This window comes from Streptomyces sp. TRM68367, from assembly GCF_014495685.1.
Taxonomy (GTDB): domain Bacteria; phylum Actinomycetota; class Actinomycetes; order Streptomycetales; family Streptomycetaceae; genus Streptomyces.
The window spans coordinates 14,854-30,289 of record NZ_JACTVI010000057.1 but is presented as its reverse complement, the minus strand read 5'-3'; the positions used below and the strand labels follow the sequence as shown (position 1 = coordinate 30,289).

Sequence of the window (15,436 nt, the reverse complement as noted above, 5' to 3'; positions counted from 1 at the left end):
GGCTACCGCTACCGCCCACGCAGCCGTCGTACGAGGATGCTGGCGTCCCCGCGGGTCTCCAGGTCGGCGAGCACAACGGCAACCGCCTCGCGGACGATCCGGCCGCGGTCCACGGCCAGCCCGTGCTCCCCGCGGAGCACCAGCCGCGCGTGCTCCAGATCCATCAGCTCCTCTGCGGACACGTACACCGTGATCTTCTCGTCGTGCCGCTCACGCCCACTGGGCCGGCGCGCGGCGGCCCGCCCACGCTTGCGCGGAGCCGCGGCGGCGGCAGAACCTTCCTGCGCCCCCTGACGCCGTGCGGAGCGCTCCGCGCCGCGGCTGCGGGACTCCCCGGCCTCAGCCGGCTCCGCGTCCGCGGCGACGTGCTCCGCACCCTCGCCGTCGCCGCCCTGCGCGGGCACCGACTGCGGCGCGTCCTCCGGCGTCGCCGCCGCGTCGGCCTCCCCCGCGGGAGCCGGCACGCGCGCCTCGCCGTTGGCCTGGCGCCTGGGGCTGGACGCCTGGAGCGCCATACCCCCTGTCGTACGGAAGAGTTCGTCGGCCCCCGGCAGACTCACTCGGCGTGACACCGGGCGAGCACCTCCCTGGCGAGCTGGCGGTAGGCGGCGGCACCGACGGAGTTGGAGGCGTACGTGGTGATCGGCTCACCGGCGACCGTGGTCTCCGGGAAGCGGACCGTGCGCCCGATGACCGTGTGGTACACGTGGTCGTCGAAGGCCTCGACGACCCGCGCGAGCACCTCCCGGCTGTGCACCGTGCGCGAGTCGTACATCGTGGCGAGGATCCCGTCGAGCTCCAGCTCCGGGTTGAGCCGTTCCTGGACCTTCTCGATGGTCTCCGTCAGCAGGGCCACACCGCGCAGCGCGAAGAACTCGCACTCGAGCGGCACGATCACCTTGTGCGCGGCCGTCAGGGCGTTGACCGTGAGCAGGCCGAGCGAGGGCTGGCAGTCGATGACGATGAAGTCGTAGTCGGGCAGCAGCGGCTTCAGGGCGCGCTGCAGCGTCGACTCGCGTGCGACCTCGGAGACCAGCTGTACCTCCGCGGCCGACAGGTCGATGTTGCTGGGCAGCAGGTCCATGTTGGGAACCGCCGTCTTCAGCAGCACCTCGTCGGCCGCCATCCCCCGCTCCATGAGCAGGTTGTAGACGGTGAGGTCGAGTTCCATCGGGTTGACGCCGAGACCGACCGACAGCGCGCCCTGCGGGTCGAAGTCCACGAGCAGCACCCGGCGTCCGTACTCCGCCAGCGCGGCACCCAGGTTGATGGTCGACGTCGTCTTGCCGACGCCGCCCTTCTGGTTGCACATCGCGATGATCTTCGCGGGTCCGTGGTCGGTCAGCGGGCCCGGGATCGGGAAGTACGGCAGCGGACGCCCGGTCGGGCCGATGCGCTCCCGGCGCTGGCGGGCAGCGTCGGGCGCGAGCGTGGCCGCGTACTCGGGGTCTGGCTCGTACTCGGCGTCGGGGTCGTAGAAGTGCCCGTCGGGCAGTTCGTCGTAGTCGGCGAAATGGTTGTGGGGCGCGCCACTTCCGTCGCCGGCCATGGCGTTCACGTGATGGCCATCCATGCTTCGGTGTGCTGGGTGAGTCACCCCTGACATTTGGCGACTCTGGTGGGCTGCGAAGGTGCGCACAGCGACGGAGCCGACAGCAGCGAACCCCGCGGGGCCCTGGCCCCGTGCAGGCATTCCTGGTTGACCACCCCCGGGAGTAAATGTCGACTCATTCACAAGTCGTCTTACCTCCTTGGTGACCAGGAAACTTCTAGACAGGTCAGCGTGGCACCATGCCGACGGTTGGCGACTCTATGGCGTGTCGGGCGTCCGCAGCAACACAATCCGCCGGACCCGGCCCGATGTGTCGACAATGAAACATCCCGCTGTCAAGGGCGTACGGCCGTCGCACGGTAGGTTTCATCGGTGTGCGAATCGGTCGAAGCGTTACGTTCGAGGCGAGTTGACCGAGAGTCGCAAAGTGACCATACACACATCCGGCCGGACCCTGTCGGGCAAGGTCCGGCCGGATGTACGGCATTGACGAGGCGTGTTGACGTATCGCCTTTATCAGAAGGTGACTTAGCCGACTTGGCGGCCGGGCAGCCTCAGCCGAGCAGCGAAACCAGCTCAACGTGCTCCAGCCCGTGCGCCTCGGCGACCTCCCGGTAAACGACTTGGCCGTCATGGGTGTTGAGGCCCTTGGCCAGCGCGGGGTCGCGGCGCAGCGCCCCCACCCAGCCGAAGTCGGCGAGCTCGACGATGTACGGCAGCGTGGCGTTGGTCAGCGCGTAGGTGGAGGTGTTGGGCACCGCGCCGGGCATGTTGGCGACGCAGTAGAAGACCGATTCGTGGACCTTGAAGGCCGGCTCGGCGTGGGTCGTCGGGCGGGAGTCCTCGAAGCAGCCGCCCTGGTCGATCGCGATGTCGACAAGGACACTTCCCGGCTTCATGCGCGAGACGAGCTCGTTGGTGACCAGCTTCGGGGCCTTGGCGCCGGGGATCAGCACCGCGCCGATGACGAGGTCGGCCTCCAGGCATGCCTTCTCGAGCTCGAAGGCGTTGGAGACCACGGTCTGGATCTTCGTACCGAAGATCCGGTCGGCCTCCCGCAGCTTGTTGATGTCCTTGTCGAGCAGGGTGACGTGGAAGCCCATGCCGATGGCGATCTGCGCGGCGTTCCAGCCGGAGACGCCGCCGCCGATGACGACCGCGCGGCCGGCCGGCACGCCGGGGACACCGCCGGGCAGCACACCGCGGCCGCCGCCCGCGCGCATCAGGTGATAGGCGCCGACCTGCGGGGCGAGCCGGCCCGCGACCTCGGACATGGGCGCGAGCAGCGGCAGCGCGCGGCTGGGCAGCTCGACGGTTTCGTACGCGATCGCCGTGGTGCCCGACTCCAGGAGGGCGGAGGTGCACTCCTTGGAGGCGGCCAGGTGCAGGTAGGTGAAGAGCGTCTGGTCCTTGCGGAGGCGGTGGTACTCCTCGGCGATGGGCTCCTTGACCTTCAGCAGCAGGTCGGCGCTCGCCCACACCTCGTCGGCGGTGTCCAGGATCTGCGCACCGGCGGCGACGTACTCGCCGTCCGTGATCGAGGAGCCGACGCCGGCGCCACGCTCGATGACGACCTGGTGGCCGTGCCGCACCAGCTCGTGCACGCCGGCGGGGGTGATGGCCACCCGGAACTCGTTGTTCTTGACCTCGCGGGGGATGCCGACCTTCACGTCGATCACGGTCCTTGGCTCAGAGGATGGTGCACTACAAGACATACCCAGGCATGCGAGGGCACACCGGGATACACCGCAGGAGAACGTGCGGCAGAGCCAGTCTAATGAAGGCGTACCCGCTGTCTATCCTTTCATTGCATCAACCTTCAGCGGATGTACTGCGGATTTCGCAGGCGTTAGCTCTTTGTTCCGGCGCCGGAGCCTCCTGTTCCGCCTCGGCGCTGCCGTCGGCGCTCTCCGGGAGCTCCTCCCCCAGCAACCGCTCCGCCGCCGCCCGGTGCAGTTCGGCCGCGACCGGGTCGCCGAGGTGGTCCAGGGTGTCGGCGAGCCGCACGTGCAGCGCGGCCTGGAGCCGTGCGTCCTCGGCGCGGCGGGCCCACTCCACGGCCTCCTGGCAGGTGTACAGCGACTCCTCGAACCGGCCCGCGTACTCCTGGACACGGGCGAGTTCGCTCAACGCGCGCGCGTGGGCGGCGGTGTCCCCGCACCTGCGGTGCCCGGCGACCGCGGCACGCCAGTCGCGCAGCGCCTCGCCGTAGCGGCCCGCGTAGGTGTGGGCGGCGGCGATCCGGCCGTACAGCCGGGCGGCGTCCGCGCGCTCGTCCCGGGCGAGCCGCTGGGCGAGGGCGCGGCCGAACCAGTCGGCGGCCCGGTCGTAGTCCCCGAGCTCCAGATGGGCGCCGCCCACGGATTCCATCGCGCGGCCGGTCGCATACGGGTCGTTCGCCTCGCGTCCGGCATCCAGTGCGGCCCGGTAGCGGGCCAGCGCCTCGGCCGTGCGGCCGGTGCGGGCGTCCAGGTCGCCGAGGTTCAGCAGGGCCGCCGCCCGCTCGCGGGGCAGGTCGAGGCGCTCGGCCACGTCGAGGACCAGGCCGTGGATGCCGTACAGGTCGGGGGCCGCGGCCTGGGTGCCGAAGTGGGCGACCATGGCCCGCACCAGCTGGGACATCAGCCGCCTGGCCAGAGTGTCCAGCTCCCCGTCGGCGACCGCGAGGCGGGCCGCGGCGAGCAGGGCGGGGCGGCGGACGCGCAGCCAGTCGGCGGCGGCCCGGGGGTCGGGGAAGCGCAGCGAGCGCGGCATGCCGAGGAGCTTCTCGCGGGCCTGCGGGCTGTCGGTCTCGGTGATCGCCCGGCAGGACTGCAACAGCCGTACGTTCCGCTCCAGCATGCGGGCGCGGGCGAGCTGGAGCTCGGCCGGGCGGTCCTGGGTATCGGTGAGGGCCTTCAGCAGCGGGTGCAGACAGCCGGGCACCTCGTACTGCGGCAGCGGCGACTCCACCGCGTGCAGCAGGCCGAGGGCGACGAAGTCGTCCAGGGTGGTGCGGGCGCCGCTGACCGAGCAGCCGACGAGCGCGGAGGCGGTGTGCGGGTCGACCAGGCCGGCCGGGGCGAGGGAGAGCAGGCGCAGGATCCGGGCGGCGTGGGTGGGCAGCGAGGTGTAGGCGAGCCGGAAGACGCGGGCCAGCGGGGTGCCGGCGGTGCCCTCGTCGGCCTCGGCGTGCAGCTGCTTGGCGAGGTCGGCGACGGCCGCCTTGGGGCGGGCGGCGAGCCAGCCGCCGGCCAGCATCAGCGCGGTGGGCTGGGCCTGGCACTCCTCGACCAGGTCCTCGGCGGCGCGCGGGTCGACGGTGATGCGCACCGAGCCGGTGTGCCGGGACAGCAGCTCGACCGCCGACTTGGTGTCGAGGCCGCCCAGGGTGCACGGCCGGACGTCCGCGATGCCGGTCAGCGGGCCGCCGGAGACGGCGACGGCCAGGCAGTCCGGGGTATCCGGGAGCAGGGCGTCGACCTGTTCGGCGTCGGCCGCGTCATCGAGCAGGAGCAGGGCCCGGCGATCGGCCAGGGCGGTGCGCAGCGCCTCGGTGAGGTCATCCTCGTGAGCGCCGGGCGGGGCGGTCACCTCCAGGGCGGTGAGCAGCTCGCGGGCGGTGTGGGCCGTGGGCACGGGCGTGCCGTCGGACTCGCTGAGGCGGGCGCGCAGCACCCCGTCCGGGTAGCGGTCGGCGACCTGGCGTACCAGCTCCTCGGCGAGCGCGGTGCGGCCCGAGCCGGGGCGGCCCGCGATGAGCAGCACGCGTGCGCGTGGTGCCTTGTGGCCGGAGAGGGTGTCCAGACCCGCGCGCTCGATGTCGGCGCGCAACTCCTTCAGCTCTCTTGCACGGCCCAGGAACCGGCCCTCCGCAGCAGCGTGTCCCGACAGCTGCACGCCGCCTGTGTCCACCGCCTGTTCCGCCACGGGCCACACTCCCGTCCCACCGCGTACCCACGCCCGCCGGGACTCCGGATCGGGCGTTTCCAGAGCCTAGTTCACGCTCTGCTACGTTCCGCGCGGAGCGCGGCGGGGACGTCCCCTGATCGGATCAGCAGATCGTCACACCGGAGGAGGCGATGCTGTGGATGGTGGTCGGCGTACGACCGGTTCAGGCCCTACGGCCCTTCAGACCTCGAAGGGCCGCGCCGGCCACGGCGCCTCGGCCGGCCGCAGCGCGTCGAGGCCGTCGCCGGCGCGGGCGGCGGCCAGGGAGAGGACGCCCACGACGAGGCAGTTGTTGTGCAGCTCCCCGGCCAGCACCCCGCGCACGAGGTCCGCGGCGGGCACCCGGGCCAGCTCCATGTCGGCCTCCTCGTGCTCGACCTCGAACCGCTCGCCCTCGGCCTCCGCCAGATCGCGCGCGAGGAAGATCCGTACGGCCTCGTCGCAGCCGCCGGGCGTGGTGTACGCGTCGGTCAGCACCCGCCAGTCCTCGGCCTTGACGTGTGCCTCCTCGTACAGCTCGCGCTGGGCGGCGTGCAGCGGGTTCTCACCGGGCACGTCGAGCAGGCCGGCCGGGATCTCCCACAGCTTCTGGCGCACGGGGTGGCGGTACTGGCGCAATACCACGACCCGGTCGGCGTCGTCCAGGGCGAGGACGGCCACCGAGCCGGGGTGGACCTGGTAGTCGCGGGTGACGACCGTGCCGTCGGGCATGACCACGTCGTCCGTGCGGACCGAGGTCTTGTTGCCCACGAAGGGGGTGTCCGTCGTCCGGATCTCCCACTCCTCGGGGGTGTCCTTGATCGTCATGCCCTGCCCTTCCAGACGTACGAGCGAAGCTTCCGGACATGCACGGAAGCCGGGGTTCGCGCACCTTTGCATGCACGCGCCCCGGCCACCGTACAACTGTCGTGTCAGTTGGAAATCCGCCGCTCGACGGCGGCCTTGACGAGACCCGCGAACAGCGGGTGCGGCCGGGTCGGCCGGGAGCGCAGCTCGGGGTGCGCCTGCGTGGCGACGAGGTAGGGGTGCGCCTCGCGCGGGTACTCTACGTACTCCACGAGCTTGCCGTCGGGCGAGGTGCCGGAGAACACGATGCCGGCCTTCTTCTCCAGCTCCGCGCGGTAGGTGTTGTTCACCTCGTAGCGGTGCCGGTGCCGCTCCTCGACGTACTCCTTGCCGTCGTAGACCTCGCGGACGATCGAGTCCTCGGCCAGCTTGGCCGGGTACATGCCCAGCCGCATCGTGCCGCCCATGTCGCCCTCACCGGCGACGATGTCCAGCTGCTCGGCCATGGTCGAGATGACCGGGTGGCCGGTGGCCACGTCGAACTCGGTGGAGTTGGCGTCGGAGATGCCGGCGAGGTTGCGCGCGGCCTCGATCACGATGCACTGCAGGCCGAGGCAGAGGCCCAGCAGCGGGATCTTGTTCTCGCGGGCGTACTTGATCGCGCCGACCTTGCCGAGCACGCCGCGGTCGCCGAAGCCGCCCGGGATGCAGACGCCGTCCACGTCGGCCAGCTGCGCCTCGGCGCCGGCCGGGGTCTTGCAGTCGTCGGAGGTGACCCACTTGATCTTCACGCGGGCCCGGTTGGCGAAGCCGCCCGCGCGCAGCGCCTCGGTGACCGACAGGTAGGCGTCGGGCAGGTCGATGTACTTGCCGACCAGGGCGAGGGTGATCTCGTGGTCGGGGTTGTGGACGCGGTCGAGCAGGTCGTCCCAGGTCGTCCAGTCCACGTCGCGGAAGGGCAGGTCCAGCTTGCGGACCACGTAGGCGTCCAGGCCCTCGCCGTGCACGGTCTTCGGGATGTCGTAGATCGAGCGGGCGTCGGGGCAGGCGACCACGGCGGCCTCGTCGACGTCGCACATCAGGGAGATCTTGCGCTTGATCGCGGTGGGCACCTCGCGGTCGCAGCGCAGGACAATGGCATCAGGCTGAATACCGATGTTCCTGAGGGCCGCAACCGAGTGCTGGGTCGGCTTCGTCTTCAGTTCTCCCGAGGGTCCGATGTAGGGCAGGAGGGAGATGTGAACGACGAAGACGTTGTCACGGCCGACCTCGTGCCGAACCTGGCGCACGGTCTCCAGGAACGGCAGCGACTCGATGTCGCCGACCGTGCCGCCGACCTCGGTGATCACGACGTCGACCTCGTCCGTCGCCATGCGGCGGATGCGATGCTTGATCTCGTTGGTGATGTGCGGGATGACCTGGACGGTGTCGCCCAGGTACTCGCCGCGCCGCTCCTTCGCGATCACCGTCGAGTACACCTGGCCGGTGGTGACGTTGGCGGAGCCGTCGAGGTCGCGGTCGAGGAAGCGCTCGTAGTGGCCGATGTCCAGATCGGTCTCGGCGCCGTCGTTCGTGACGAACACCTCACCGTGCTGGAAGGGGTTCATCGTGCCCGGGTCGACATTGAGGTACGGGTCGAGCTTCTGCATCACGACGCGCAGGCCCCGCGCCTTGAGCAGCATGCCGAGGCTGGAGGCCGTCAGGCCCTTGCCCAGAGAGGAGGCGACACCACCGGTGACGAAGATGTGCTTGGTCGTCGAGGTGCCGTTTCGGAAAGCAGCGGGCGGCATGGCCAAGAGGGGGCTCCCGTGGTCGCGGTCTGGGGGTGCGGTACGGCTGCCTGCCGGAGTTTTCCGGGGGTGCCGTCGCTGCGGTTCGGGGGTTTTCTCCCACCGGTCCACGGGCTACCAGCGTATCAGCGCCGGGAGCCGATGGCGCCCGGCCACGCTCCGCACACACCCCGCGACACAGGAGCACAAATATGGCCGTTTCTCACCTGGTGCTCACCCGTTCTATGGGATCGCGTTACGCGGAGGGGCACACAGATCATCTAAGTGCGTCGTATCCTGCTCGGACATCGCTGCCGAGCCCGGCCGGCACCACGGCACCACCCCCGCCCGTCGTATCCGGAACAACGAGAGCTCGTCAGTTCGTTGAGCACCAGTTGTCGTTTTGCCTCACGGCCGAGCGGCAGATTTACTTCATCGCTCAACGACGCATTACAACAACCCCTTGACCGCACTAGCGACCGCCCCCTTGTGGGACGTGGCCGTTCGACTGGAGTTGCACGTGGCCGGGCGCATCGAAGACTACGCACTCATCGGAGACATGCAGACCGCCGCACTGGTCTGCCGGGACGGCACAGTCGACTGGCTGTGCCTGCCCCGCTTCGACTCGCATGCCATCTTCGCCGGTCTGCTCGGCACCGAGGAACACGGATTCTGGCGGCTCGGGCCCGCCCACGCCTCCGACCAGCAGCCACCCACCGCGGCCCGGCGCAGCTACCGCGGTGACTCGCTGATCCTGGAGTCCGAGTGGGACACCCCGCGCGGCACGGTCCGGGTGACCGACTTCATGCCCCCGCGTGACGGCGCCCCGCAGCTGATCCGGATCGTGGAGGGTGTCTCCGGCCGGGTGCCGATGCGCTCAGCGCTGCGGATGCGTTTCTCCTACGGGCGGGTCGTGCCGTGGGTGCACAGGCACGAGGGCCGGACGGTCGCGGTGGCGGGCCCGGACTCTGTGTGGTTCGACACAACGGCCGAGACGTACGGAAAGTCGCTGACGACCTACGCCGACTTCACGGTCGCTCCGGGTGACCGGATCGCGTTCACGATCTCGTGGCAGCCCTCGCACAAGGAGCAGCCGCCGCTGCCGGAGCCGGAGCAGTCGCTGGAGGCGACGGAGGAGTTCTGGCGGGAGTGGGTGGAGCACTGCACGTACCACGGACCGTACCGCGAAGCGGTGATCCGCTCCCTGATCACGCTGAAGGCGCTGACGTACGCCCCCACGGGCGGCATCGTCGCCGCGCCCACCACCTCCCTGCCCGAGGAGATCGGCGGCGTCCGCAACTGGGACTACCGGTACACCTGGCTGCGCGACGCGGCGATCACCCTGTCGTCGCTGCTGCGCACCGGCTACCGCGAGGAGGCGCGCGCCTGGCGCGAGTGGCTGCTGCGGGCGGTGGCCGGCGACCCGGAGAACCTGCAGATCATGTACGGCATCGCGGGCGAGCGCGAGCTGGGTGAGGCCGAGCTGGACTGGCTGCCCGGCTACGAGAACTCCGGGCCGGTCCGGGTCGGCAACGGCGCCGCGCACCAGCTCCAGCTGGACGTGTACGGCGAGGTCACCGAGGCCCTGCACCTGGCCCACATGACGGGTCTGTCCCGCAACGACTACGCGTCCCTGCTCCAGCTGAAGCTGATCCGGTACCTGGAGGAGCACTGGCAGGACCCGGACGAGGGCATCTGGGAGGTGCGCGGTCCGCGCCGCCACTTCGTGCACTCCAAGGTCATGGCATGGGTCGCGGTCGACCGCACCATCAAGCTGATCGAGTCCGGCGACGCGGACGGGCCGCTGGAGCGGTGGCGGGAGCTGCGGGACGACATCCACCGCGAGGTGTGTGAGAAGGGTTACGACAAGGAGCGCAACACCTTCACGCAGTCGTACGGCTCGAAGGAGCTGGACGCGTCGCTGCTGCTGATCCCGCAGATGGGCTTCCTGCCCCCCGACGACAAGCGGGTGATCGGCACGATCGAGGCGATCCAGCGCGAGCTGTCCACGCCGGACGGCTTCATCCTGCGTTACCCGACACAGGGCGAGGACGAGGGCGTGGACGGTCTGCCCGGCGACGAGGGCGCGTTCCTCGCGTGCTCGTTCTGGATGGCCGACGACCTGGCGATGATCGGCCGCGTGGACGAGGCGCGCAAGCTGTTCGAGAAGCTGCTGTCCCTGCGCAACGCCCTGGGCCTGCTGGCCGAGGAATGGGACCCCCGCCTGCAACGCCAGGTCGGCAACTTCCCCCAGGCCTTCAGCCACGTCCCCCTGATCGACACGGCCCTGCGCCTGACGGCCTCGGGCGCCTACGGAGGCTGACCCCAACGCCCTACCGGGCCTGCGCACACCCACACCCGCGAGGAAGCGGTTCCATCGCGGGGCGGGTGGGAACACAAACCGGCCGCAGGCCGGGTCGTACCCGACTCAGACCCCCGCCAACACCGTAAGCGTCCGCTCCCCATCCGGGTCCCCCACCGTGGCAGGCACAAGGGCGATCTCATCGAGCCCGGCCTCGGCATAGGCGGCGATACGAGCACGCACGGCTGAAAGGTCACCGACGAGCCCCACCGCACCGGCAGCCTCCGCAGGCAACGCCCGCAGCACGGCATCCCGGTCCGCACCACCGCGGGCCAACTCCGCCGCCTCACCGAGCCCCGCCGCAGCGAACATGTCCCGGTAGCCCGGTACAGCCATGTACCCGGCGATGCTGCCCAGCACCTGAGCCACCGACTCCGGCTCCGGATCAACCGCCGCCGGCAACCACGCCGCCAGCCGCGGCACCGCACGCCCCACTCGCTCAGCCGCCGCAACCAGCCGCTCCCGCAACAACCGCACCTGCTCCGGCGAGACAAGATCGAGCAGCATCCGGTCGGCATACCCGGCGGCCGTCGCGATCGCCCGCTCCCCGAACGCCGCCACGGTCAGCGCCCCACCGGGCGGCCGGTGCCGGCGCCGGAAGGTACTGCCGGGCACAACCGGCTCCCCCACTTCGCCGTGCAGCAGACGGCGTACGGCAGCCGCACTCTCCTCCAGCGCGGCGGCGGGCCGTACCCGGTCCCGTCCGTGCACCCCTTCGACCACCCGCTTGCTGGACGTCCCCAGCGCCACCCCCACCGGCCGCCCGACGACGGCCGCGGCCGACGCCGCACCCCGCGCGATCGTGTACGCGTCCCGCACGGACACCGGCACCGGCCCCGCGGTCAGCGCGACCTGCCCGGTGGCCCGCCCGATCGCCGTGGCCAGCACGAACGAATCCCACGTCGGCCCCTCGCCGGCCCACACCTCGCGATAGCCCAGCCGGTCGGCGAGCACCCCCATCCGCAACGGCTCGTCAACCGGACTGTCGTCCTCCCGCGCCACCGCAACCACACTGAACTCCATACGCCGCCCCTACCCCACCGATCACACGCCAACCCAGCCCGTGAGCGTCGCCGGGACCGCGCGAAGATGTCCCGCAGGCAGCCGCACGGGTAGCGTCCGGCCCATGGACACCGGCAGGCACGACGCACACGCCACACCGGACGACGCATACGACACCCAAGGCGGCGGATACGAGACCCACGGCGCCGGAATCACCGTGCAGCGGGCCCTGGAGCTGCCCGGACTGCGCGGCGGACTCCCGGAGGTCCTGGCCGGCGCCGACCGGCTGCACCGCACCGTGCGCTGGGTGCACGCGGGCGAGGTACCGCACATCGCCTCCCTCATGAAGGGCGGCGAGCTGCTGCTGACCACGGGCTACGGCCTCGGCACCCGCCCCGCCGAGCAGCGCGCGTTCGTCCGTACGCTGGCCGAGCGCGGCATCGCCGCCCTCGTCGTAGAACTCGGCCCCCGCTTCAAGCGCCTTCCCGCGGCCCTCGTCGACTCGGCACGCACGGCCGGTCTCCCGCTCGTCCAGCTGCACCGCGAAGTGCCTTTCGTGGCGGTCACGGAGGAGATCCACACCGAGATCGTCAACGGCCACTACGCGCTGCTCCAGCGGGCCGAGGAGATCCACCGCCGCTGCACCCAGGCCTTGCTGGGCGGCGGCGGAGTGCCCCAAGTCCTCGGCATCCTGGCCGACTTCAGCGGCAACCCGGTGTTCCTGGAGACGGCGGACGGACGGCTCCTGTACGCCGCCGGGTCCGGTCCTGAGGGCGCGGACCCGCTCCAGGTGTGGGAGGGGCTGCGCGGCCAGCACAAGGACGAACCGCCCTTGTCCGGCTCGGTTCTGGTGGACGTGCCGGGCGGCGGCCCCGGGACGGGGTCGGTACGGGCGCGCCTGGTCCTGCTCCCCGTCCGGACCGCCCTGGCGCCGGTGCACCGGATGGCGGCCGAGCGCGCGGCGGGCCTCCTGGCCGTGGTGCTGATGCAGGCCCGCCAGGAGGAGGAGCTGGCGGCGCGCGGGCGCGGCGACTTCCTCACCGACCTCGCGGAGGGCCGCATCACCGCGGAGGACGCCCCGGCACAGGCGCGCGTGCTGGGCTTCAAACCGGGCGCCGGCCCGCTGCTGCCGGTGGTGATGCGGCTCGGCGACACCGTGGCTCCGGGCGGCGGCTGGGCGGTGCTGGCGCGCGCGGTGTCGGAGGAGCTGACCTCGGTGGGCCTGCCGGTGCTGCTGGGCGTACGGCCGGTCGAGGGCCGTGTCCCGGTGCTGCTCGGTCTGCGCTCGGAGGCGGAGCGGCCGACGGTCGCGGACCGGGTCGCGGCGGCGCTGCGGGCCGGGGTGGAACGGGCCGGGATGCTGCGGCCCGGCGCACAGCCGCCGGTGGTGATCGTCGGCGTGGCCGGCGGCTGGGCGGCGGCGTCAGCGGGACTGCGGCACGCGGCGGAGACGGCGGCCGCGGCGCAGGGCCTGCCGGACCGGCCGTGGTACGACGCCCGCCGCCTCGACACCGACCTGCTGCTGTGGCGGCTGCGCGACCACCCGGACCTGGCGGCGTTCGTGGACCGCGCGATCGGCCCTCTCCTGGCCCACGACGACCGCTCCAAACCGCCGCTGCTCCCCACGCTGGAGACCTACCTGGCGCATGCCGGCCGCAAGGCGGAGACGGCCCGCGAACTGCACCTGAACCGGCAGACGTTGTACAACCGCCTCGCCCGCATCGGGGAGTTGCTCGGCACGGACCTCGACGACCCGCACACGGTCCTGGCACTGAGCCTGGCGCTACGGGCCCGACGGCACGTGCCGTAGAGACGCCTAGATCAGTGGCTGTGGCTGCGTCAGCTCGTCGTACACGCTGAGAACTTGGGCCAAGGTCTCGTCCTCGGTTGGCCAACTGGCCGCCTGCCGCGCTCCCTTCTCCTTGAGCAGCTCCCGGTGTCCGGGGTCGTCGAGGAGGCGTACGACGGTGTCGGCGAGGGCTTCGGCGTCGCCGTACGGGACCAGTTCGGCGGCATCGCCGACGAGTTCGGGGATGCCGCCGACGTCGGTCGCGACGAGCGGCACGCGCGCGTGGAGGGCCTCCTGGGCGAGCAGGGAGCGCGATTCCCAGCGGCTCGGCAGGAGCGCGAGGTCGGCGGCGGCGAGCAGGTCGGGGACGTCCTCGCGGCGCCCGATGAGCCGGACCGGCAGTTCCTCCTCCTCGATCCGGTGCTGGAGTTCGCCGCGCAGCGGGCCCTCGCCGGCGATCACCACCAGAGGCACCGGGTCGAGGCGGCGCCACGCGCGCGTGGCGTCGAGCAGGACGTCGTAGCCCCGGTGCCGGTCGAGGGAGCCGACGGCCATGAGCAACGGGCGTTCGGTGGCGCCGAGTTCGGCCCGGAGCTTGGGGCGCAGCCGGTCGGGATCGTCCGGCTCGACGGGCCGGCGCGGGCCGGGCAGGGCGACGGCGGCGAGCCGCGCGTCCCGCGCGCCGGTGCGCCTGGCCCGGTCGACGAGGTCCGAGGTGGCGCCGAGGACCACGGTGGCCGCCTTCAGGACCCGCCGCTCCAGCAGCCGCAGCATGTGGGCGCGCGCGCCGTCGGCCTGTGCCCGGTCGTGCCAGGTGACGACGAGCGGGGTGCGCACCCGCCGCCCGCCGAGGGCGAGCACGGTCCGGAAGGAGGCGTGCAGTCCGTGCGCGTGCACCAGGTCGGCGCCCGCGCAGATCGCCCGCAGCGCGGCCACCGAGACCGGGTCGCTGCTGCGCGGCACGTGCACATGGTCGGCGCCGACACCGGTGAAGTCGTAGGTGTGCTCGGCCTCTGCGGGGGCGCACACCGTGACTTTCACGCCCCGTGCGACGAGCCCCGCGGCCAGCGAGCGCACGTGGGCGCTGCTGGCGGCGTTGCCTCCGCCCAGCACCTGCACGGTGCGCAGCGGCGACTGGCCGTGCGGTGAGTGGCTGCTCACGGGGGTCACGCGGGCGGGGCTCCTGGTTCGGCGTCGGGCTGGTCACGACGAAAGTACAGAAGGATCGTGCACAGGGGGTGTACCGCGCGGTCTGCTACGCGTACACCGTCAAGGATGCCAGGACACAAGGCCGTTCCTGGAATGCCGGTGCGTACCGTGCCCGGCGGGACGAGCCGGGCGTTTCGCTCACACGAGTGAGCGGGCCGCCATCTCGCTGACCTTGTCGCCGTACACGGTCGCGGCCACGAGAGCGGCGGCGTGGGCGAGCAGCCCGGCGCGCCCTCCCCCACTCCCGGCTTCGCTCGAGCGGTTGGACCCCCATCCGGCGACGACGGCGGCGCCGAGGGCCGCGCCCAGCGCGTGTGCCCCGGTGTCGCCGATCATCGCGCGCTCGCCGAGGTCGTCGGGCAGTACGGCCGCGGCGGCGCCCGTCGCGGCGGCGGCCAACTCCGCCCCGGCGCCCGGCCGGAGCAGCCCCGGCACCCCGAGCGCGAGCACGGCACCGGCGGCTCTCCCTGGCCGTACGTCAACGAGGTTGACGGCGTGCGCGGCACCGGCGATCACGACCCCGGCGAGCACCTTGTCCAGCGGCCGCTCCTTGAGCAGCGCCCCGGCGGCGAGCCCGGCCGCGGAGATCCCGAACAGCTTGACCGCACCGCCGGTCACCTCGCCGTCCCGAAGCGCGGCGAGATGCGCCCGGAAGCCGCGCCGCGGATCCCCGGCCCCGGCGACGTCGTCGTAGGCCCCGCACATCCCGGCGACGAGGACGGCGAGCCCTGCGGCGGGCCGCACCCGCGCCGCCCCGGCCGCCACCGCCACGGCGGACGCCGGCCCCGCGTACAACTCGACGGTCCGCCCCGCGTAGTTCTTCCGCTCCCACCGCTCACGCCCGCCCGGCGCCACGGCGCGGAGAGCGGCCGTCCCGGCACGGGTGACGGCGGAGGCGAGTGCGAACGAGACGGTCCTGCGGGCGCGGCGATCGATCATCCGGCCAGCCTAGGCCCTCTCGCCTCCCGTCGTCCGCCCGAAGAGTCGTCCGATGCCGCCGTGGGCGCGTGCTCCCGAAGCGCCGGACGCGGAAGCTC

General features: G+C 72.1%; 11 protein-coding genes. 2 read left to right on the top strand and 9 right to left on the bottom strand.

The window, feature by feature from the left end; translation table 11 throughout:
• Positions 1-8 precede the first annotated feature (8 nt).
• From H8R17_RS29255 to H8R17_RS29230, 6 genes are all read right to left on the bottom strand, one after another.
• Entirely contained in the window at positions 9-572 is a 564-nt protein-coding gene (locus H8R17_RS29255; protein ID WP_187826229.1) for a hypothetical protein, read from the bottom strand.
• A complete protein-coding gene (locus H8R17_RS29250) occupies positions 557-1,693 on the bottom strand; it encodes a ParA family protein (protein WP_187826228.1) in 1,137 nt (378 codons plus the stop codon). The genes H8R17_RS29255 and H8R17_RS29250 overlap by 16 nt, the downstream gene beginning before the upstream one ends.
• Before the next feature lie 413 nt (positions 1,694-2,106).
• Positions 2,107-3,231 (bottom strand): alanine dehydrogenase, encoded by a 1,125-nt coding sequence (gene ald, locus H8R17_RS29245; RefSeq protein ID WP_187826227.1) that lies wholly within the window; start codon positions 3,229-3,231, stop codon positions 2,107-2,109.
• A gap of 133 nt (positions 3,232-3,364) precedes the next feature.
• Positions 3,365-5,461, bottom strand: coding sequence for a tetratricopeptide repeat protein (locus tag H8R17_RS29240; RefSeq protein ID WP_187826226.1), 2,097 nt, complete (start codon positions 5,459-5,461; stop codon positions 3,365-3,367).
• A 201-nt stretch (positions 5,462-5,662) separates the two neighbouring features.
• Positions 5,663-6,289, bottom strand: coding sequence for an NUDIX hydrolase (locus tag H8R17_RS29235; protein WP_187826225.1), 627 nt, complete (start codon positions 6,287-6,289; stop codon positions 5,663-5,665).
• Between the two features lie 104 nt (positions 6,290-6,393).
• Entirely contained in the window at positions 6,394-8,058 is a 1,665-nt protein-coding gene (locus H8R17_RS29230) for a CTP synthase (RefSeq protein ID WP_187826224.1), read from the bottom strand.
• A 499-nt stretch (positions 8,059-8,557) separates the two neighbouring features.
• Between H8R17_RS29230 and H8R17_RS29225 the strand changes: the two genes are divergently transcribed.
• Positions 8,558-10,360 (top strand): glycoside hydrolase family 15 protein, encoded by a 1,803-nt coding sequence (locus tag H8R17_RS29225; RefSeq protein ID WP_187826253.1) that lies wholly within the window; start codon positions 8,558-8,560, stop codon positions 10,358-10,360.
• Positions 10,361-10,465: 105 nt separating this feature from the next.
• Here the strand turns inward: H8R17_RS29225 and H8R17_RS29220 are convergent, their stop codons facing one another.
• Positions 10,466-11,422, bottom strand: a complete 957-nt coding sequence (locus H8R17_RS29220; RefSeq protein ID WP_187826223.1) for an LLM class F420-dependent oxidoreductase — start codon at positions 11,420-11,422, stop codon at positions 10,466-10,468.
• A gap of 103 nt (positions 11,423-11,525) precedes the next feature.
• On the opposite strand from H8R17_RS29220, the gene H8R17_RS29215 reads away from it, so the two are divergent.
• A complete protein-coding gene (locus H8R17_RS29215; RefSeq protein WP_223125611.1) occupies positions 11,526-13,211 on the top strand; it encodes a PucR family transcriptional regulator in 1,686 nt (561 codons plus the stop codon).
• Between the two features lie 6 nt (positions 13,212-13,217).
• Here the strand turns inward: H8R17_RS29215 and H8R17_RS29210 are convergent, their stop codons facing one another.
• Positions 13,218-14,360, bottom strand: a complete 1,143-nt coding sequence (locus H8R17_RS29210) for a glycosyltransferase family 4 protein (protein WP_187826222.1) — start codon at positions 14,358-14,360, stop codon at positions 13,218-13,220.
• 177 nt (positions 14,361-14,537) lie between these two features.
• Complete coding sequence (locus tag H8R17_RS29205; RefSeq protein ID WP_187826221.1) at positions 14,538-15,338, bottom strand: hypothetical protein; 801 nt, start codon at positions 15,336-15,338, stop codon at positions 14,538-14,540.
• Positions 15,339-15,436 lie beyond the last annotated feature (98 nt).